13 protein-coding genes are annotated in these 18,927 nt (G+C 71.9%); 5 read left to right on the top strand and 8 right to left on the bottom strand.

Annotated elements, in window-relative coordinates; all coding sequences use genetic code 11:
• Positions 1-3: 3 nt before the first annotated feature.
• Together ACWEPL_RS00870 and ACWEPL_RS00875 are read right to left on the bottom strand one after the other, a co-directional pair.
• Positions 4-1,377 carry an MFS transporter gene (locus tag ACWEPL_RS00870; RefSeq protein WP_452434535.1) on the bottom strand — a complete coding sequence of 458 codons (1,374 nt, stop codon included), beginning with the start codon at positions 1,375-1,377 and terminating at the stop codon, positions 4-6.
• A gap of 73 nt (positions 1,378-1,450) precedes the next feature.
• Positions 1,451-2,182: a TetR/AcrR family transcriptional regulator gene (locus ACWEPL_RS00875; protein WP_363965556.1), complete on the bottom strand. Its 732-nt coding sequence runs from the start codon at positions 2,180-2,182 to the stop codon at positions 1,451-1,453.
• 97 nt (positions 2,183-2,279) lie between these two features.
• On the opposite strand from ACWEPL_RS00875, the gene ACWEPL_RS00880 reads away from it, so the two are divergent.
• The gene (locus tag ACWEPL_RS00880) at positions 2,280-3,725 is read left to right on the top strand and encodes an MFS transporter (RefSeq protein ID WP_452434537.1); all 1,446 of its coding nucleotides are present in this window, start codon (positions 2,280-2,282) and stop codon (positions 3,723-3,725) included.
• Between the two features lie 41 nt (positions 3,726-3,766).
• Here ACWEPL_RS00880 and ACWEPL_RS00885 read toward each other — a convergent pair whose 3' ends face one another.
• From ACWEPL_RS00885 to ACWEPL_RS00905, 5 genes are read right to left on the bottom strand one after another with little or no spacing between them, the layout of a single operon-like run.
• Positions 3,767-4,906 carry a VWA domain-containing protein gene (locus ACWEPL_RS00885; RefSeq protein WP_452434539.1) on the bottom strand — a complete coding sequence of 380 codons (1,140 nt, stop codon included), beginning with the start codon at positions 4,904-4,906 and terminating at the stop codon, positions 3,767-3,769.
• Positions 4,903-7,170 (bottom strand): DUF5682 family protein, encoded by a 2,268-nt coding sequence (locus ACWEPL_RS00890; protein ID WP_452434541.1) that lies wholly within the window; start codon positions 7,168-7,170, stop codon positions 4,903-4,905. The genes ACWEPL_RS00885 and ACWEPL_RS00890 overlap by 4 nt, the downstream gene beginning before the upstream one ends.
• A 44-nt stretch (positions 7,171-7,214) precedes the next feature.
• Positions 7,215-8,279, bottom strand: a complete 1,065-nt coding sequence (locus ACWEPL_RS00895) for an ATP-binding protein (RefSeq protein ID WP_192786357.1) — start codon at positions 8,277-8,279, stop codon at positions 7,215-7,217.
• Positions 8,276-9,739 carry a DUF5691 domain-containing protein gene (locus tag ACWEPL_RS00900; RefSeq protein WP_452434542.1) on the bottom strand — a complete coding sequence of 488 codons (1,464 nt, stop codon included), beginning with the start codon at positions 9,737-9,739 and terminating at the stop codon, positions 8,276-8,278. The genes ACWEPL_RS00895 and ACWEPL_RS00900 overlap by 4 nt, the downstream gene beginning before the upstream one ends.
• Positions 9,736-11,229, bottom strand: a complete 1,494-nt coding sequence (locus tag ACWEPL_RS00905; protein ID WP_452434543.1) for an SWIM zinc finger family protein — start codon at positions 11,227-11,229, stop codon at positions 9,736-9,738. The genes ACWEPL_RS00900 and ACWEPL_RS00905 overlap by 4 nt, the downstream gene beginning before the upstream one ends.
• 112 nt (positions 11,230-11,341) lie before the next feature.
• On the opposite strand from ACWEPL_RS00905, the gene ACWEPL_RS00910 reads away from it, so the two are divergent.
• From ACWEPL_RS00910 to ACWEPL_RS00925, 4 genes are all read left to right on the top strand, one after another.
• Positions 11,342-11,887 (top strand): cupin domain-containing protein, encoded by a 546-nt coding sequence (locus tag ACWEPL_RS00910; protein ID WP_452434545.1) that lies wholly within the window; start codon positions 11,342-11,344, stop codon positions 11,885-11,887.
• 22 nt (positions 11,888-11,909) lie between these two features.
• Positions 11,910-15,161, top strand: coding sequence for an NACHT domain-containing protein (locus ACWEPL_RS00915; RefSeq protein WP_452434546.1), 3,252 nt, complete (start codon positions 11,910-11,912; stop codon positions 15,159-15,161).
• Between the two features lie 85 nt (positions 15,162-15,246).
• Positions 15,247-16,119 carry a UTP--glucose-1-phosphate uridylyltransferase gene (locus ACWEPL_RS00920; protein ID WP_350722412.1) on the top strand — a complete coding sequence of 291 codons (873 nt, stop codon included), beginning with the start codon at positions 15,247-15,249 and terminating at the stop codon, positions 16,117-16,119.
• A 74-nt stretch (positions 16,120-16,193) separates the two neighbouring features.
• Complete coding sequence (locus ACWEPL_RS00925) at positions 16,194-17,732, top strand: aldehyde dehydrogenase family protein (protein ID WP_452434548.1); 1,539 nt, start codon at positions 16,194-16,196, stop codon at positions 17,730-17,732.
• Positions 17,733-17,793: 61 nt separating this feature from the next.
• Here ACWEPL_RS00925 and glnII read toward each other — a convergent pair whose 3' ends face one another.
• Complete coding sequence (gene glnII, locus ACWEPL_RS00930; protein WP_350722416.1) at positions 17,794-18,813, bottom strand: glutamine synthetase; 1,020 nt, start codon at positions 18,811-18,813, stop codon at positions 17,794-17,796.
• Positions 18,814-18,927: the final 114 nt, after the last annotated feature.

The following is an 18,927-nucleotide window of genomic DNA, read 5'->3' on the forward strand; positions in this document are numbered from 1 at the left end:
CTTTTATGACGCGGCTCCCTCCATAGTGCCTGCTGTACGGGACTGGGCAAAACGGGGGGCCAGCAGAAAGGCCACGGCCGCGAGCACGGCGGTGAAGGACAGGCCGATCGCGTAGTTCTCGGCGGTGGCGGTGAACAGGGCGCCGCTGATCGCGACGGCCACCACGGTGAAGACCGACTCGCCCACGCCGACCGCCGCGCTGTTCTGGCCCTCCTCGCCCTCCTTGGACATCTCCAGCACCAGTACGGACACCGTCGGGTGCAGCGCGCCGATGCCGAGCCCGGCGATCGTCATCGCCACGAACGCGAGCGCGAGCGGCAGGGAGTCGATGAGCACGAGCGTCATCAGCGCGATGCCGACGGTGATCATGGCGGCGCCGCCGCGGATGGCGGCCAGGTGGCCGATCGTGCCGCGGCCCTTGATCCAGGAGCCGGTGGACCAGCCCAGGGCGCCGACGGTGAGCACGAGGCCCGCGCCGGTGGGGGTCAGGCCGCGCTCGTTGATCAGCATGAGCGGGATCAGCACCTCGGCGGCCGTCAGCGAGCCGAAGGCCAGGCCGCGCAGCACGGGCGCGGTCGGCAGGCCGGGGGCGGCCCTGAGCGAGCCGGGCAGCAGCAGCCTGGGCAGGGCCACGGCCAGCAGGACGATCCCCGCGAGGAGCAGGGGCAGGCCGGCGAGCCCGAGCGCGCTGCCGTACTGGATCAGGGCGGCGGCCACGGCGGTCAGCGTGGCCCAGACGAGCTTGCGGCCGAGGCCGGGGGCGGGCGCGGCGATGCCGTCGCTCACCTCACGCCCCGCGGTGCCGCGCCAGAGCAGCAGCGCCGACGGGATGACGATCAACGAGACGCCGATGAAGATCCACCGCCAGTCGATGTTCTGGGCCACGAACCCGGCGATGGCCGGGCCGACCATGGACGGCACCACCCAGGCCGCCGAGAACAGGGCGAACACCTTGGGATGCATGGCTCCCGGATAGACCCGGGCGACCAGCACGTACAGCGATACCTGGATCAATCCCGCCCCGAGGCCCTGCACGAACCGGCCCGCGACGAACACCTCCATGTTCGGCGCGAACCCGGCCAGCAGCAGCCCGGCCACGAAGCCCGCCACGCCGGCCGCGATCGGCTGCAGCGGGCCGCGCACGTCGCTCCACCTCCCGCCCAGGACCGTCGCGATCACGCTGGCCGCCAGGGTGGCGCTGAAGGCCAGGTTGTACAGGTGCATCCCGCCCAGCTCGCGGGCCACCACGGGCATCGCCGTGGCCACCGCCATCGCCTCGAAGGCCACCAGCATGACCAGCGCGACCAGCCCGATGCTGATCGCCCGGTACTGCGGCGACACCACGCCCGCCGCGGATCTCTCAACCGTCATCGTCATACCGGGCAAGGTATGGCTGACCCCCACGTCAGCACCTCCGGCGGGGGTCCTAGGCCGCCCTCGGCAATTGGGCCTAGGGCGTGCGGGGCATGCGGGCCTCGATGCCGTCGAGGAGCAGCTCGAGACCGTACCGGAAGCGCTGCTCGCCGTCGTCGGCGACCAGGTCGTCCACGAACTTGGTCATGTGCGGGAACCGCGCCGCCGGCAGCGCCCGGTAGTAGCCGGCGATCTGCCCGATGAAGGACTCGAAGTACTCCTGCGGGTCGGTCATACCGGCCGCGCGCATCCTGGCGAAGTGGACGGAGCCCTCGTACGCGTCGCTGACGACGTACAGGGAGATCCGGTCCATCGACAGGGACGCGTCCCTCGGCGACATGCCGGCCTCGATCAGCAGGCCGAAGACGAACTCGCCCATGCGGATCGAGTTCTCCCCCGTGGGGATGTTGGCCAGCGCCACCCGGGCCAGGTCGGCGTGTTTCTCCAGCACCCGGTGCACCTCCACCATGTACTCCCGCAGCTGCTCCTTCCAGCGGCCCGGATCGCGCTCGGGCAGCCGGATCTCGCTGAGCACCCGGTCGTAGACCAGCTCCAGCAGTTCGTCCTTGTTCGCCACGTGCGCGTAGAGGGAGGCGGGCCCGGTGTCGAACTCCTGGGCCACGCGTCTCATGCTCAGCGCGTCGAGCCCTTCGGCGTCGAGGATCCGCAGCCCGGCCTCGACGATCAGATCCTGGCTGAGCTGCCGCCTGAGCTGAGCCGGCTTGCGCGACTTACGCCACGGGGGGAGCGGGACGTCCTCGGTTGCCATACGAACACTGTACTTGACACGAACGCTGTTCGCCACTAAAACGGTGTTCGTAGCGAACAGCGTTCGTTAATAGAACACCGTTTTTAAGGAGCCCCCCATGACAGTCACCGCCTCAGCGGCGACGACCGAGACCCAGCCCTACCGCTGGCGCTGGGTCGCACTGTTCGTGATCCTGGCCGCCGAGGTCATGGATCTGCTCGACGCGCTCGTCACCACGATCGCCGCCCCCACGATCCAGAAGGAGCTGGGCGGCAGCGACAGCATCGTGCAGTGGCTCGGCGCCGGATACACCCTGGCCATGGCCGTCGGCCTGATCACCGGCGGGCGCCTCGGCGACCTGTTCGGCAGGAAGCGCATGTTCGTGATCGGCGCGCTGGGCTTCACCGCCGCCTCGCTGCTGTGCGGGGTCGCGATGAGCCCGGAGATGCTGATCGGGAGCCGGGTGCTGCAGGGCCTGTTCGGGGCCGTCATGCTCCCGCAGGGCCTGGGGCTGATCAAGGAGATGTTCCCGCCGCAGGACCTGGGCAAGGCTTTCGGCATGTTCGGCCCGGTCATGACGATCTCGTCCGTGGGCGGTCCCGTGCTGGCCGGCTGGCTGGTCGACGCCGACTTCTTCGGCACGGGCTGGCGCATGATCTTCCTGATCAACCTGCCGCTCGGCCTGGCCGCCGCGCTGGCCGGCATGCGTTTCCTGCCCGAGTACCGTCTCTCGAACGCCACCAGGCTCGACCTCGTCGGCGTCTTCCTCGTCTCCCTGGCCTCGTTCCTGCTGATCTACCCGCTCATCCAGGGCCGCGAGCTGGGCTGGCCCATGTGGACGTTCGTGTCCATGGCGGCCTCGATCGTGATGTTCGCGATCTTCGCCCGGTACGAGTCCCGCCGCGCCAGGTCCGGCAAGGACCCGCTGGTCACGCCCGGGCTCTTCCGCAAGCGCGCCTTCACCGGCGGTCTGGTCGCCGGCCTGGCCTTCTTCTCCGGCATGATGGGCCTCGGCCTCGTCTTCAACCTCTACACCCAGCTCGGCCTCGGCTTCACACCGCTCGAGGCCGGTCTCACCGGGCTGCCGCAGGCGCTCGGCGGCGTCGTCGGCTTCGGGCTGGCGATGTCCGGCCTGCAGGAGAAGCTGGGCCGCGGCCTGCTGCAGATCGGCACCGCCGTCATGGCCGCGGGCGCGGCCGCGCTCGCCCTGACCATCCACCTGGCCGGGGTCGACGTCAGCGGCTGGCAGCTGGCTCCCAGCCTCGCCTTCGTCGGCATCGGGATGGGCCTGACCATGGCGCCGTTCTTCGACATCGTGCTCGCCGGCGTCGAGCCGCACGAGTCGGGGTCGGCCTCCGGCACCCTGACCGCGATCCAGCAGCTCGGCGGCGCGCTCGGCACCGCCGTGCTGGGGACGCTGTTCTTCAACCTGCTGGCGCGCCAGTGGAGCTTCGGCTCGTCGATGCAGGTCACCGTGTGGGTCGAGGTCGGGCTGCTGGTCCTGACGTTCGCCCTGTCCTACCTACTGCCCCGCAAGGCCAGGCCGGGCGAGTCCGGCCACTGACGCCCGTGGCGGGGCGCACGGTGAACCGGCCGCTTGACGGCTCACACCGCGAGGTGACGCTCGGCCCACTGCGCGATGTCGCGCCGCTCGATCGCGGCCGCCATCAGGTCGGGGAAGGCGTCGGGCGTGCACGCGAAGGCGGGCACGCCCATCGCGGCCAGCGCGGCGGCGTTCTCGTGGTCGTAGAACGGCGCGCCCTCGTCGGAGAGCGCCAGCAGCACGATCACCTGGACGCCGGCCTGCGTCATCGCGGCCACCCGGCGCAGCATCTCCTCCCTGACGCCGCCCTCGTAGAGATCGCTGATCAGGATGAAGATCGAATCGGTGGGCCGTGTGATGAGACCCTGGCAGTAGGCGATGGCCCGGTTGATGTCGGTGCCGCCCCCGAGCTGGGTGCCGAACAGCAGCTCCACCGGGTCGTGCAGCTGGTCGGTGAGGTCCACCACCGCCGTGTCGAACACCACCAGGGACGTCTTGAGCGACCGCGTCGAGGCCAGCACCGCCCCGAACACGCTCGAATAGACCACCGAGGCCGCCATCGACCCGCTCTGGTCGATGCAGAGCACCACCTCGCGCTGCACCGACCGCTGCCTGCGGGCGTAGCCGACGAGCCGCGAGGGGACGACGGTGTTCTTCTCCGGCAGGTAGTTCTTGAGATTGGCCCTGATCGTCCGGTCCCAGTCGATGTCGGCCACCCGCTTGGGGCGGTGCGTCCTGGCCGAACGGTCGAGCGCGCCGGTCACGGCGGCCCTGGTCTTCTGGGCCAGCCTGCGTTCGAGCTCGTCCACCACCTTGCGCACCACGGCCCTGGCCGACTCGCGGGCCTGGTCGGGCATGACGCGGTTGAGCGCGAGCAGCGTGCCGACGAGGTGCACGTCCGGCTCGACCGCCTCCAGCATCTCGGGCTCCAGGAGGAGCCTGGTGAGGTTGAGCGTCTCGATGGCGTCCTTCTGCATGACCTGGACGACCGTGGAGGGGAAGTACGAGCGGATGTCGCCGAGCCAGCGGGCCACCCGGGGCGCGGACGCGCCGAGCCCGCCCTCCCTGCCGCCCTGGTCGTAGACGGCCGACAGCGCGGCGTCCATCCGCGCGTCCAGGCCCTCCAGCCCGAGCCCGGTGCCGTCGGCGTCGCCGCCGCCCAGCACCAGCCGCCACCTGCGCAGGCGCTCGTCGTCGGTCATCCGTCGTCCTTTCCGAGGATCGCGAGCACGGTCGCCACGGCCGCCGCCGCGCGCCGCTCGTCCACGTCCTGCCGCTGCCCTTCCCGCGCGCCGCTCCCGGCCGAGCGGACGCGCTCCCCGATCGCCCTGCGCTCGGGCGCGGCGAACCCGCCGAACGTACGGCGCAGCAGCGGCAGCACGTCGGTGAACTGATCGCCGGACAGCCCCGTGAGCCACCCGTCCACCAGGCTCAGCAGCCGCGGATCGTGCACCAGCAGCAGCCCGCCGCCCGCCAGGAACCCCTCGACCCACGCCGCCGCCCTGACCGGGACCTGCCCCCTGGACATCGCCCTGGCCATGCGGTCGCCCGCGTCGTCGAGCTCCCCCGCGTCCAGCAGGATCCTGGTGAGCCGCCCCTCGATGAGCCCGTGCAGGTCCTGCCGGTCGCTGACGCCCCGCAGGGTGACCAGCCACCGGCTCCGCGGCGACACCTCATCCCCGGTGCCCTCCGTCTCGAGGAGCGCGACGGCCGCGTGTACGGCGTCCACGTGTTTGAGCAGGCCGGCCGCCGCGTCCTCGTCCAGCCCCGTCACCGCGACCGGCAGCCCGACGCAGATCCGCTCCAGCATCGAACGGACGATCACCGCCAGCCCCTCGGCCGAGGTGCCGCGCACGTCGCCGTAGCGGCGGGCGCGCACCATCGCGGGCAGCGCCGCCATCAGGTGCGTCACGTCGGTGTCCAGCGCCGCCCTGGCCGACAGCGCCGCCAGCACTTCGGGCAGCGCCTGCGGCAGGTCGGCCAGCAGGCACTGCTCGACCAGCGAGGTCAGGTCCGCCAGGGCCGTCCGGTCCGTCGCGGCCAGGTCCCTGGCCCGCTGCGCCGCCGCCCCGGCCACGGTGGTGCCCAGCGCGGCCTGCTCGATGAGCGCCAGGTCGTGCTCGGGCCGCCACCGCAGCGTCCACGTCTCCCTGAACGTGCCCTTCCCGCGCGACTCGCCCAGCGCGCCCCAGTCGACGCCGAGCAGCCCGAGCCGGTGGAGCAGGTGGCTGCGGTCGAGGTCGAGCGGCTTGCGCAGGTCGAGGTCGATCTCGCGGTCGAGCGCCTCCGGCCTGAGCCGCAGCCGCCGCTGCTGATCGCGCAGGTCCCGCTGGAGCGGCACCATCGGGGTGCCGTCGGTGACCTGGCCGAGCCGGTCGCCGACGACCATGCGCCGCTGGATCAGCTCGACGGCCAGGTCGTCGCCCTCGCACAGCACGGCCCTGGCCGCCTCGGTGACCTCGCCGAGCCCGGCCAGGGGCCTGCCGCGCAGCGTGGCCAGGGTGTGCGCGAGGCGTACGGACTCGATGACGTGCGCGGACGACACGGCCAGCCCCTCGTCGCGCAGCACCGCGGCGGCCTCGGCCAGCCACCGCTCCACGGGCCGGTCGGGCGCGCCGAACAGGTGGTGGTACCAGCCGGGCGAGGTGATCCCCGCGCCGTAGCCGCTCCACGAGGCCAGCCGCCCGTACGTCCACGGCACCCACGTCAGCTCGGCCTTGACCTTGGGCAGCCCGCGCAGGACGGCGTTGTCCCTGGCGGCGGGCGGGAGCGGGCCGGTCAGCGCCGGGACGTGCCAGGCCCCGCAGATCACCGCGATCCGCCCGTAGCCCTCCTTGAGGGCCGCGCGGAGGGTCTTACGCATGTACGCCTCGCGCCTGGCCTCCCGCTCGTCCGGCTCGTAGCCCTCGCGTACGGCGGCCATGGCCTCGGCGATCACCTCGAAGGGCGTGTCGCCGCGGTGCTCGACGACGTCCTCCCACCAGCGTTCGGGGTCGTCGTATCCGGCGGCCGCGGCGAGCGAGCCGATGGGATCGGCCCGCAGGCCGGACGTTTCGCCCCGGTCGTCGTCCCCGGTCTCGCCCCGGTCCTCATCCTCGGTCTGGCCCCGATCTTCGTCCTCGGCCAGCGAATGGGCCGCAGGGAGGTCGCAGAAGCGCACCGGGACGCCGGCCGCGGTGCCGTACAGGATGGCCTGCCATTCGGGCGAGAACGCGGCGAACGGCCAGAACGCGGCCCGCGCCGGCGCCCCCGGCACGTGGGCCAGCAGCGCGACGGGCGGCTCAAGCTCGGGCGCGAGCGTGACGAGCGGGTCGGCCTCGGGCGGGCCCTCGATGAGGATGGCGTCGGGGCGCAGGCGTTCGAGCTCCTGCCGCACGGCCCGCGCGGAGCCCGGCCCGTGGTGCCGCACGCCGAGCACCGAGACGATCGGCCCGCCCGCGCCGCCGGGGACCGGGAGGGCGCTCATGCGCACTTCGCGACTGTGTCCAATGGGTCGCTCGCTGCGCTCGCTCATGACACCTCGCGGCAGGCGCGGTAGAAGTCGCGCCAGTCGGAACGCTCGCGCACCACCGTCTCGAGGTATTCGCGCCACACCACCCGGTCGGAGACCGGCTCCTGGACCACGGCTCCCACGATCCCGGCCGCCACGTCGGAGGGCCGCAGCACGCCGTCGCCGAAGTGGGCCGCCAGGGCGATGCCGCTGGTGAGCACCGAGATGGCCTCGGCCGTGGACAGGGTGCCGCTGGGCGACTTGACCTTGGTGCGCCCGTCCTCGGTGACGCCCGTGCGCAGCTCGCGGAACACCGTCACCACCCGCCGGATCTCGGCCAGCCCGGTCGTCGTCTCCGGCAGCTCCAGGGCGCGGCCGAGCTGGGTGACGCGGCGCGCGACGATGTCGACCTCCTCCTCGGCGGTGGCCGGGACCGGCAGCACGACCGTGTTGAACCGGCGGCGCAGGGCGCTGGACAGCTCGTTGACGCCCCGGTCGCGGTCGTTGGCCGTGGCGATCACGTTGAAGCCGCGCTCGGCCTGGACCTCGCGGTTGAGCTCGGGGATCGGCAGCGTCTTCTCCGACAGCACGGTGATCAGGGCGTCCTGCACGTCGGACGGCATGCGGGTGAGCTCCTCGACGCGGGCGACCCGGCCCTCGGCCATCGCGCGCATCACGGGCGACGGGGTCAGCGCCTCGATCGAGGGGCCCTCGGCCAGCAGCCTGGCGTAGTTCCAGCCGTAGCGGATGGCCTCCTCGGCGGTGCCCGCGGTGCCCTGCACGAGCAGCGTGGAGTCGCCGCTGATGGCGGCGGCCAGGTGTTCGGACAGCCAGGTCTTCGCCGTGCCGGGCACGCCGAGCAGCAGCAGCGCGCGGTCGGTGGCCAGCGTGGCGACGGCCACCTCGACGATGCGGCGCGCGCCCACGTATTTGGGGGTGATGCGGTCTCCGTCGCCCAGGATGTACGTGGTCACGGCCCACGGGGAGAGCTTCCAGCCGGGCGGCCTGGGCCGGTCGTCGTCCTTGGCCAGGAAGGCCAGCTCCTCGGCGTACTGGTCTTCCGCGTGCGGACGCAGAACGGTCATGGGTGAAGCTCCTTGTACATGTCGGCACGGAAACGCAGCAGGGCGGCCACCTGCTGGACGGACTCCACGGGCGAGTAGCTCAGCGCCAGCGGGAACAGGGCCGGGTCGATGCGCTCGCCGGCCAGCTTGACCAGCTCGCCGAGGTTCCACGGCTGCGTGGTGGCCACCTTCACGATCTTGCGGAGGACGGCCGTGGCCAGGCCCTCGCGCCAGTGGGACGACACTCCGCCCAACACCATGATCAACTGACTGTCCAGATCATGCTTTTTCACGAAATCGGCGGCAAGTTCCTGCTGCTCGTCGGGCGGCAGGGACTCCAGGAGGTCGGCGATCGGGTCCCAGCCGAACATCGCCCGCGCCCACTCCGGGTCCTTCTGCAGCACGGCGGCGCGCACCCAGGCCGCCTTCACCTCGGCATCCCAGTCGGGGATCTTCATCGTGAGCAGCGCCGCGGGCGGGTGACCCCAGATCGACAACGGGGCTCGGGCGAGGATCTGCTGCAGCCACCAGGCCCGCTCGCCGATGCCCCTGGGCGGTTTGGGACGGATGCCGTCGCGTTCCATGGCCTTGTCGCAGTCGTGGGGGGCGTCGACGGCGATGACCTTCCGGGAGATGGTCACGCAGGCCCGCGCCCTTCCGGCCATGCGCTGGGACATGCGCGACCCGGGAAGGCGGGTGAGGAGGTTGGCGGCGGCCTGACGCACCTCCCGGCGGCGGTCGTCGAGCGCGCTCTCCAGGAACGGCTCGTCCTCCATGCTGAGCCCGTCGGCCAGCACCTCCACGAACTCGGCCCGGTCGTCGGGCGTCTCGCGCTCCCACGTGCTCTCCAGCAGCCGCCTGGCCTGCTCGGGATCGGCCGTCCTGAGCGTACGCAGGTGCGCCCGCCGGTCCGCGGCGCCGCCCAGCTCCCACGTCTCCCCGGTCGGCTCCTCGAGGAGGTAGTCCCAGGCGGGATTGAGCCCGGCCAGCCATCGGCCCCGCTGCCCGGCCAGGACCCCCAGGTGCACCCGGATCGAGCGATCCCGCCGTCCTTTCTCCAGGAGCTCGGGCAGCACGTACGGCGGCACCCTCCGGCCGGTGGCGGCGGCCGCGGCCAGCCATTCGGGCAGCAGCCGCTCGTGCTCGCCGCCCATGATCCGCACCAGCCGCTCCGCCGCCCGCCTCCCCACAGCCACCCGCTCCTCGGCAGGGGCAGCCTGGGCTTCGAGGGACGCCGCGGAAGACCCGTCCTGCGGCCCGGCCGCGCCAGACGGCGGCTCCCGCTGCTCAGCCGCGCCAGCCGTCTGCTCCCGTCGCTCGGCCGCGCTGGGTGCCTGTTCCTGCGGCCCGGCCGCGCCGGTCTTGCGGCCGGCCCTTCGCCGCGCCACTTCCACAGCGGCGGCATCGAGCAGATCGCCCTCGTACGGCCTGCGATCGGTCCCCACGAGCGCCGTCGAGGCCAGCTCCTCCCAGCTGGTCACAGGATCACCGCCGTTCCTTCGTCGTCCCAGGTGGTGAGGGGCCGCAGCCCGCGCGGCGTCCATTCGACGGCCACGGTGACCGGATGCCCTCCGGAGACGGCGATCAGCCGCCACGGGTCGCGGGCCGCGCGATGCAGCGGCAGGCCGCCGATCGAGTCCCGCCCCGGGACCACCCCGGCCAGCACGAGCGGCCACGACTCGGTCCAGGGATCCTCGCCCAGCACCCCGGCCACCTCGTCGAGCGCCTGCTCCGGCGACACCCCAGGCGGCGTCCCCGCGACCGCGCCACCCGCGCCGGAGCCGCACCGGGCAGCGTCGTCCGCCCCGGAGGCGGGCCACTCGGCGCCGCCCGCGCCGGGGCCGGACCGCATGGCGTCGGTCGCGCCGGGGCCGTGCCGGGTGGCGACCAGCGCGCGCAAAGGGGCGGCGCCCGGGTAGTACGTGAGATCGGCCTCGATCGTCGTCCCCGTGACCAGGGAGGCGTCCAGCGGCTGCCCCTGCGGCGCGAACGAGAGCACCAGAGCCGCCCGCCCGCTGCGCCGCCCCCGCAGCCAGACGCGCCGGGAGGTCAGCCGGTCCTGCTCCTCGTCCCGCCGGCCCAGCACGTCCCACTGATCGCGCACCGCGGCCCCGGCCAGCACCTCCTCCTTGGGGACCGGAAAACCGACCCGGCTCAGCACGGTCTCGGCCAGCGCCCCGGGCAGCTCCGCCCGGCGGCGATAGGCGACGGCGAGCAGGTGGATCAGCGCGTATTCCTCCAGCAGCCGCCCCGGCCAGTCGTCGTCCGCCCGGACCCGGACCAGCCTGGAGACGACCCCCGCCACGCCGGGCGCCTGGGCGTCGATGAGCCGCTTGGCCAGCCCTTCCCATTCGTGCTCGGCGGCCCCCGCCAGCCCCTGCCGCACCTGGTCGTCGAGCCACCGCTCCAGCTCGCTCAGTCCGGCGGCGACGCGCCCGTGGCGGACGGACTCCGCGCCCGACCGCGACGATCCACCGGACCGCCCGGCGCCGTGAGCCCCATCGCCGGGAGCCCCACCGTCGGGAGCCCCACCGCCGGGAGCCCCACCGCCGGGAGCCCCACCGTCGGCCTCCCCCGAGGACACCTCGGCGGCCTTCCTCGCCCGCGCCTCCTCGATCTTGGCCGCTTCCTTGGCGGCGCGCTCGGCCCGCGCCTCCACCCACTCGGTCACCCACTGCGGCGCGCCCTGCTCGACGGGCACCCCGTCGGCCGCCCACATGAGCAGCAGCCCGAGCGCGTGCTTGCACGGGAACTTCCGGCTCGGGCAACTGCACCGGTAGGCGGGCTCGGTCAGATCGACGCAGGCGAGGTAGGGCCTGGCGCCGCTGCCCTCGCACTCGCCGTACACGACCGTGCCCGTCGTGCCGCACGCCGACCATTTCCCGGGCGCCGCCACCTTCTGCGCAGCCGACCGCGACGCCGCGTCCGGGGCCAGGGCGAGCACCTGATCACGGCTCCACCGTTCGATCACCTGCCGCAGACTAGCCACCTCCACCGACATTTCGCGCCCCGTCCGCGAGATGCCCATCGACCGGAAATGAACCACCCATCTTGTCCCGATTTATCGGCATAAACTCTCCTAGGTGGAGCTGCGAACCTACCCCAACGGCCCGTCCATCCAGGTGCCCGACGAGGCGGCGGCCCTGGCCAGCCCGCTCGACGGGCAGCTCGTCCTGGACGGGAACCTCTTCCTGCGCAGGGACGTGACGGGCGCCCCCGTGGCGTTCGTCGAGCGCCCGCCTGTCGCCGCGGCCCTCGACCTGCTCCCCCACCCCGAAGGCGGCTGGTTCAGGGAGACGTGGAGATCGTCCGTGACCTTCCACCCGGACGGCTACCCCGGGCCACGGGCCAGCGCCACGGGCATCTACTTCCTGCTGCAGCCGGGCGAGGAGTCGGTGCCGCACGTGGTCAGGTCGGACGAGGTCTGGCTGTGGCACCGCGGCGGCCCGCTGAGCCTGACGATCGGCGACTCCGTGGTCACGCTTGGGGCCGACGTGGAGAAGGGTCAGGTGCCCCAGGCGATCGTGCCCGGCGGCGTGTGGCAGTCGGCCCGCCCGGCCTCCGACGAGGCGGTACTGGTGAGCTGCGTCGTGTCCCCAGGCTTCGATTTCGCCGACTTCACCGCTTAGCAAAGCCTGTATATAGGGAGGCATGCCAGGCATTGAGGCGGCGCTGACGGCCGCGGGCAAGTCGATCGCCGAACGTGCCATGCGGGAGTGGCTCGCCACCCGGGCCGCGCGCAAGGAGCAGGGGTCGGAGCTGAAGGACCTCATCCAGGGCGGCTTCCGCGACCGGCTGGCGCCCAGGAAGTTCGACAACCAGCTCGAGGGCATCGCGCTGGCCGTGGAGGGGCGGCTGTCCCGGCTGCTGGAACAGGAGTTCCGCGGGCTGGACGAGCAGGCGCGGGCCGCCGTACTGCTGGAGGTGGTCCACGCCCTGCGGCAGGCGGACCTGTCCGACGCCGCCCTCTTCGAGGCCGACGCCGACGCCGCCAAGCTCGCCGGGCGCGTCATCTCGCGACTGCCGGAGCCCCGGCTCGGGGAGGCGGAGGACCAGCTGTACGGGGTGCTGCTCGCCGAGTGCGTCGAGTGCCTGACGGGCATGATGCGCCAGCTCCCCCAGTACGTGCCGCGGGCGGCCACGGAGAGCCTGGCCCGGCTGAGCGGCCTGGCCGAGGGCATGGAACGCCTGCTCGCCCGCATGCCCCTGCGAACGCTGGAGGCCCCCGAGGGCCGCCAGGACGACGACGCGTTCCAGCGCCACTACCTCGGCTTCGTCAGCCGCACCCTGGACGAGGTGGAGCTGTTCGGGGTGCGGGTGGAGAACTACCGGCCCCGTACGTCGCTGAGCGTCGCCTACATCAGCCTCAACGTCTCGGCGGGCGAGCGCGGGCGCCGCGCCCCCGAACGCCTCTCGGTCGCCTCGCTCACCGGCCGCCCCGCAGGAGAGCTCGGCACCGAGCGCATCGAGTCGGCGCTGGGCCGCGAACGCCTCATGCTGCTCCGCGGCGACGCGGGCTCGGGGAAGAGCACGCTGCTGCGCTGGCTGGCCGTCACCGCGGCCCGCGGCGACTTCTCCGGCGCCCTGTCCGGCTGGAACGGCTGCGTCCCCCTGATGATCAAGCTCCGCAGCCACGCCGGAGGCAGGTTCCCCGCGCCGTCCGCGTTCCTGGACGACGTCGCCCAGGAGGTCTCCGGGCGCATGCCGCGCGGGTGGGTGGAGCGGATGCTGGAGTCCGGCCGCGGGCTGCTGCTGGTGGACGGCGTGGACGAGCTGCTGGTACGGCACCGCCCGGCCGTCCGGGAGTGGCTGTCGCGACTGCTGGCCGCGTACCCGGGGATGCGCGTGGTGGTGACCTCGCGGCCGACCGCGGCGGACGCGCGGTGGCTGGCCGACGAGGGGTTCGCGGCGGCGACGCTGGAGCCGATGACGCCCGGCGACCTGCGGGAGCTCATCCGGCAGTGGCACGTGGCGATGCGCGACTGCCCCAGCCTGCCGTGCGCGCCCGAGGAGCTGGAGGGCTACGAGGTCGCGCTGCTGGCCCGCATGGAGTCCAACCCGCACCTGGGGGTCGTGGCGTCGACGCCGCTGCTGGCCGCGATGTTGTGCGCGCTCAACCTCGACCGCCGCACCCAGCTGCCGCGCAACCGGATGGGCTTCTACGACGCGGTGCTCAGCCTGCTGCTGGAACGGCGGGACGCCGAACGCCGGATCACCGACGAGGTCTCCCTGGACCCCGACCAGAAGGTCTGGATCCTGCGCGACCTCGCCTGGCGGCTGGTGTCCATGGGCCGGTCGGAGCTGTCGAAGGCCACGGCGCTGAAGAGCGTCGAACGCAAGCTGGCCCTGATGACCCGCATGCCGTATCCGGCCGCCGACGTGCTCGAACACCTGCTCCGCCGGTCCGGCGTGCTGCGCGAGCCGGTGCCGGGCCGCATCGACTTCGCGCACCGCACGGTGCAGGAGTACCTCGCGGCTGGTCAGCTCGTGGAGGACGAGGACGTGGAGGCGGCGGTCGAACGCGCGCATCTCGACCAGTGGCGCGAGGTCGTGGTGATGGCCGCCGGGCACGCGACCGGCCGCGTGCGCAGGGAGCTGCTGGCGGGCCTGCTGGACCGCGCCGACCAGGGCGGGCCGCACGCGCGGCGGCTGCGGCTGCTGGTGGCGGGGTGCCTGGAGACGATCCAGGAGCTCCCGGTGGAGCTGCGCGACCGCATCGAGGCGTGCCTGGCCGAGGTGATCCCGCCGCGCTCGGAGGTGGAGGCGGGCGTGCTGGCGGCGGTGGGCGAGGAGATCCTGCGGCGGCTGCCCGACGATCTGTCCGGCCTGACCGACCGGCGAGCGGCCATGACAGTACGGACCGCCTGGTTGATCAACGGCCCGGAGGCGCTGGACAAGCTGGCGGGGTACGCGGCCGATCCGCGATGGGAGGTCCGCAGGCAGCTCAACGAGGGCTGGAATTACTACGACGCCGAGGTCTACGCACGACGTGTGCTCGCTGAATCGGACCGCGTCACGGTCACGAGCAGCCGTCTCCTTCGCGGTGTGGCGCACCTGCGGATGGCCGAGACCTTGATCGTCGACCTGGACGAACGGCTCACCGATCTCGGCTTCTTGCGAGAGGTGCCGCAGTTGAGGGCTCTGGAACTGAGCGACGTCGCCACGGACTCCCTGAAGGACGTGGAGGCGTTGCCTGCCCTGAAACGCCTCTTTATCTCACTCGACACGTCACGCCCCATGGGCTTGGAGGCTCTCGGCGAACTTCCGCGACTGAGCGATCTCACGCTCTGGAACGTCGAGTTCGACGATCCGAGCTTCCTCGACCGGATCCCGCGCCTGAAGTCGCTCGGACTGGAACTTCCGGCGCACGACCAATCCGACTGGGCGGGCCCGCTGTCCCGGCAAACCGAGCTGCGTGAGCTGGTTCTCCATCGCGACCGCCTGCCCATCCCGCCGGTGGCGTTCGCCGGAATGCGGGACCTGGATTGGGTGTCGTTGGCCTCCGTCACAGGGGTCAGCGATTGCCTGGACGCTCTGGCGCAGTCCTCCCCTGCTCTGACGAGGCTCCAGCTCACCGGCCCCACCCGCTTGGACCTGGCGGAGCTCGACCGCTTCCGCCTGCACAGCCTCTGGCTGAGGAACATCGACATCGGGGATCTCACTCCGCTCCGCGGCCATGAGCACCTTGTCACGTTGGGCGTGGATCATTGCGACCGGCTGCCCGACCTCGCACCGCTCGCGAGCCTTCCCCGGCTCCGGACGTTGCGTCTCCTGGACGCGGCAGAGGAGATCGACCTCAGCCCTCTTGCCGGGAACCCCGACCTCAACGTGATCCTCAGGACCGGTCAGCGGGTCGCGAACGAGCAGCTGCTGCCCGGCACGATCAAGATCCGGCGCCTTTGACGGGCCCCTCGCCGCCCATCAAAACGGCTGGGGTAACGTCGGCTCTCTCCCCGCACGATCAAGCCGCACGATCAAGGAGAGACGCATGGTCCACAAAGCCGTCATCCCCGTGGCCGGCCTCGGCTCCCGGCTGCTGCCGCTGACCAGGGCACTGCCCAAGGAGATGCTGCCGATCGGCGACAAGCCCGTCATCGAGCACACCATCCGGGAGCTCGTGGACTCCGGCATCGACGAGATCACCATCGTCACCTCGTCCCGCAAGGACCTCATCCAGCGGCACTTCGCCCCCGACGCCGACCTCGAGCTCCAGCTCCGCGCCGCGGGCAAGGACGACCTGGCCGACGCGGTGGCGGAGCTGTCGTCGCTGGCCCACATCACGTACCTGTACCAGAACGGCCCCTACGGCAACGGCACGCCCGTGCTCAACGCCGCCCGCGTCATCGGCGACGAGCCGTTCATGGTGCTGTGGGCCGACGACGTGTTCGTGGCCGAGGTGCCCAGGGCCAAGCAGCTCAAGGCCGCGTACGACGCCACCCACGCCCCCGTGCTGGCCCTGATGCCGATGGCCGTCGAGGACGCCTCGCGGTACGGCGTGCCGATCGTCAAGGAGGACCTCGGCGGCGGCCGCCTGCTGATCTCCGGGCTGGTGGAGAAGCCCTCCCCCGAGCAGGCCCCCTCCCGGTACGCCGCCATCGGCGGATATGTCGTCACCCCGGGCGTCATCGAGGAGCTCCACGAGCAGACACGCAGGTGGCAGGAGAACCCGCAGGGCGAGATCTACCTCACCGACGCCCTGCACCGGCACGCCGCGGACCACCCGGTGTACGGGCAGGTGATCGACGGCACCTGGTGGGACACGGGCTCGCCGCTCAACTACCTCAAGGCCCAGTTCGCCGCCGCGCTCGCGCACCCGAGGTTCGGGCCGGAGCTGCGCAAACTCGCCCAGGAGAGCGGCTGACATCTTGGGGTTTCCGGTTGGGTTTTTTCCGGCGAGATGATTGTCTGACCGAAGGAACTACGAGGAGGACACCGGTGAGCCGTCAGATCGTTTCCATCGTGGGTGGCAAGGAGACGGGAAGCGCCACCACGTACCCGTCGACCAACCCGGCGCGCCCCGGCGAGGTCGTGGCCCACGTCGGGCTGGCCGACGCCGGCACGTTCGCGGCCGCCTGCCGCACCGCCAAGGAGGCCCAGCGCGAGTGGGCCAAGGTGCCGGCGCCGGTGCGCGGCCGGGTGATCGCCTCCATCGGCCGGCTGGTCGAGGCCAACGCCGAACGGCTGGCCCACCTGGTGACGCAGGAGATCGGCAAGCCGTACGCCGAGGCCCTCGGCGAGGTGCGGGAGATCGTCGACACGTGCGACTTCTTCCTGGGCGAGGGCCGCAGGCTGTACGGGCAGACGGTCCCGTCGGAGATGCCGGCCAAGAACCTGTTCACGTTCCGCAACCCGATCGGCGTGGCGGCGGTCGTCACCGCGGGCAACTTCCCGGTCGCCGTCCCCTCGTGGTACCTGGTCCCGGCGCTGCTCTGCGGCAACGCCGTCGTCTGGAAGCCCGCCGAGTACGCCGCCGCCTCCGCGCACGCCATGTACCAGCTCTTCGTGGCCGCCGGGCTGCCCGACGGCGTGCTGAACATCGTGTTCGCCGACGGCGCCGCGACGTACGAGGGCCTGGAGCAGGCGCTCGGCGAGGGGAGCGTGCAGAAGGTCGGGTTCACCGGCTCCAGCGAGGTGGGCCGGAAGATCGGCGAGCTGACCGGGCGGCACCTGCAGTCGGCCTGCCTGGAGCTGGGCGGCAAGAACCCGATGGTGATCATGCCGGACGCCGACCTCGACCTGGCCGTGGAGGGCGCGCTGTTCTCCGGTTTCGGTACGGCCGGTCAGCGCTGCACCAGCCTGGGCACGGTGATCGTGCACGAGAGCGTGCACGACGAGTTCGTGGAGCGGTTCGCGCGGGCCGTGGGCGAGGCCAGGATCGGCGACCCCGAGGAGGACGTGCTGGCGGGCCCGCTGCTCGACCAGAAGTTCGCAGATAGGTACGAGGAGTACCTGACCTGGATCCAGCCCCACCACCAGGTCGTGTCCGGAAATATCGGGAAAATTACGGGGGACAACCCGCGCCGTGACTTCGACGGCGGTAGGGGCCTCTACTATCACCCGGTGGTCGTCGACGGCGTCCGGCCCACCGACCGCCTGTTCCTGGAGGAGACGTTCGGCCCGATCGTCGGCGTCACCACCTTCAGCACCCTCGACGAGGCCATCGAGCTGGCCAACCTGCCCGGCTACGGCCTGTCGAGCTCCATCTACACCACCGACCCGCAGCACGCCTTCCGCTTCCGCGAGGGCATCTCGGCGGGCATGGTCAGCGTCAACAACTCGACCTCGGGCGCCGAGGCCCACCTCCCGTTCGGCGGCAACGGCAAGTCCGGCAACGGCAGCCGCCAGTCCGGCATGTGGGTGCTCGACCAGTTCACCCGCTGGCAGGCGATGAACTGGGACCATTCGGGCCGCCTGCAGAAGGCCCAGATGGACGTCGCCGAGATCGAGCCCGACCTGGCCTTCCGCCTGCCGTGATCAAACGCGAGAACGGGCCCCTCGGAGGCGAGGGGCCCGTTCTTCGTCGCTTGCGGGCGGGTCAGACCTGGCCGGCCTTCGCCAGGGCCGAGCAGCAGGTGTTCACCAGCAGGCGGGTGACCACGTACGGGTCGACGTTGGCGTTCGGGCGACGGTCCTCGATGTAGCCCTTCTTCTCCACCTCGACCTGCCACGGGATGCGCACGGACGCGCCGCGGTTGGACACGCCGTAGCTGTACTTGTTCCACGGGGCGGTCTCGTGGGCGCCGGTCAGGCGGCTCTCGACGCCCGCGCCGTACTGCGTGATGTGCTCCATCGGCTTGTCGCCCTCACCGAGCGCCTCGCAGGCGGTGATGATGGCGTCGTAGCCCTCGCGCATGGCCTTGGTCGAGAAGTTGGTGTGCGCGCCGGCGCCGTTCCAGTCGCCGCGGGCGGGCTTGGCGTCGAGGGTGGCCTCGACGCCGAACTCCTCGGCGGTCCGGTAGAGCAGCCAGCGGGCCACCCACAGGTGGTCGGCGACCTCGAGCGGGCCCGCCGGGCCCACCTGGAACTCCCACTGGCCGGGCATGACCTCGGCGTTGATGCCGGAGATCGCCAGACCGGCGGCGAGGCAGCGGTCGAGGTGGAGCTCGACGATCTCGCGGCCGAAGATGGCGTCGGCGCCGACACCGCAGTAGTACGGGCCCTGCGGGGCGGGGAAGCCGCCCTCGGGGAAGCCGAGCGGGCGGCTGCCCTTGAAGAAGGTGTACTCCTGCTCGATGCCGAACCAGGACTCCTGAGCGGCGTACTTCTCGGCGATCGGGCGGAGCAGAGCGCGGGTGTTGCTGACGTGCGCGTCGCCGTTGATCTCCTCGACCTCGGAGAGGACCAGGACGTTGTCACCGCCGCGAATCGGGTCGGGGCAGACGAACACCGGGCGGAGCACGCGGTCCGACGAGTGGCCCTCGGCCTGGTTGGTGCTGGAGCCGTCGAAGCCCCAGACCGGCGGCTCGGCCCCGTCGGCGAGGATCCTCGTCTTCGAGCGCAGCAGAGCCGTGGGCTCGGTGCCGTCGATCCAGATGTACTCAGCCTTGTAGCTCACGGCGGTCCTTTTCTTCACGGTGTTCACAGCCACGCCGAGTCTTACGGACGGCCGTTTCCCGGTTTTTGCCCGAATGTGAACGCCGTGTTAATCAGGCAACCCAAAGGTAAAAGA

It is taken from the genome of Nonomuraea sp. NPDC004186, from assembly GCF_053603495.1.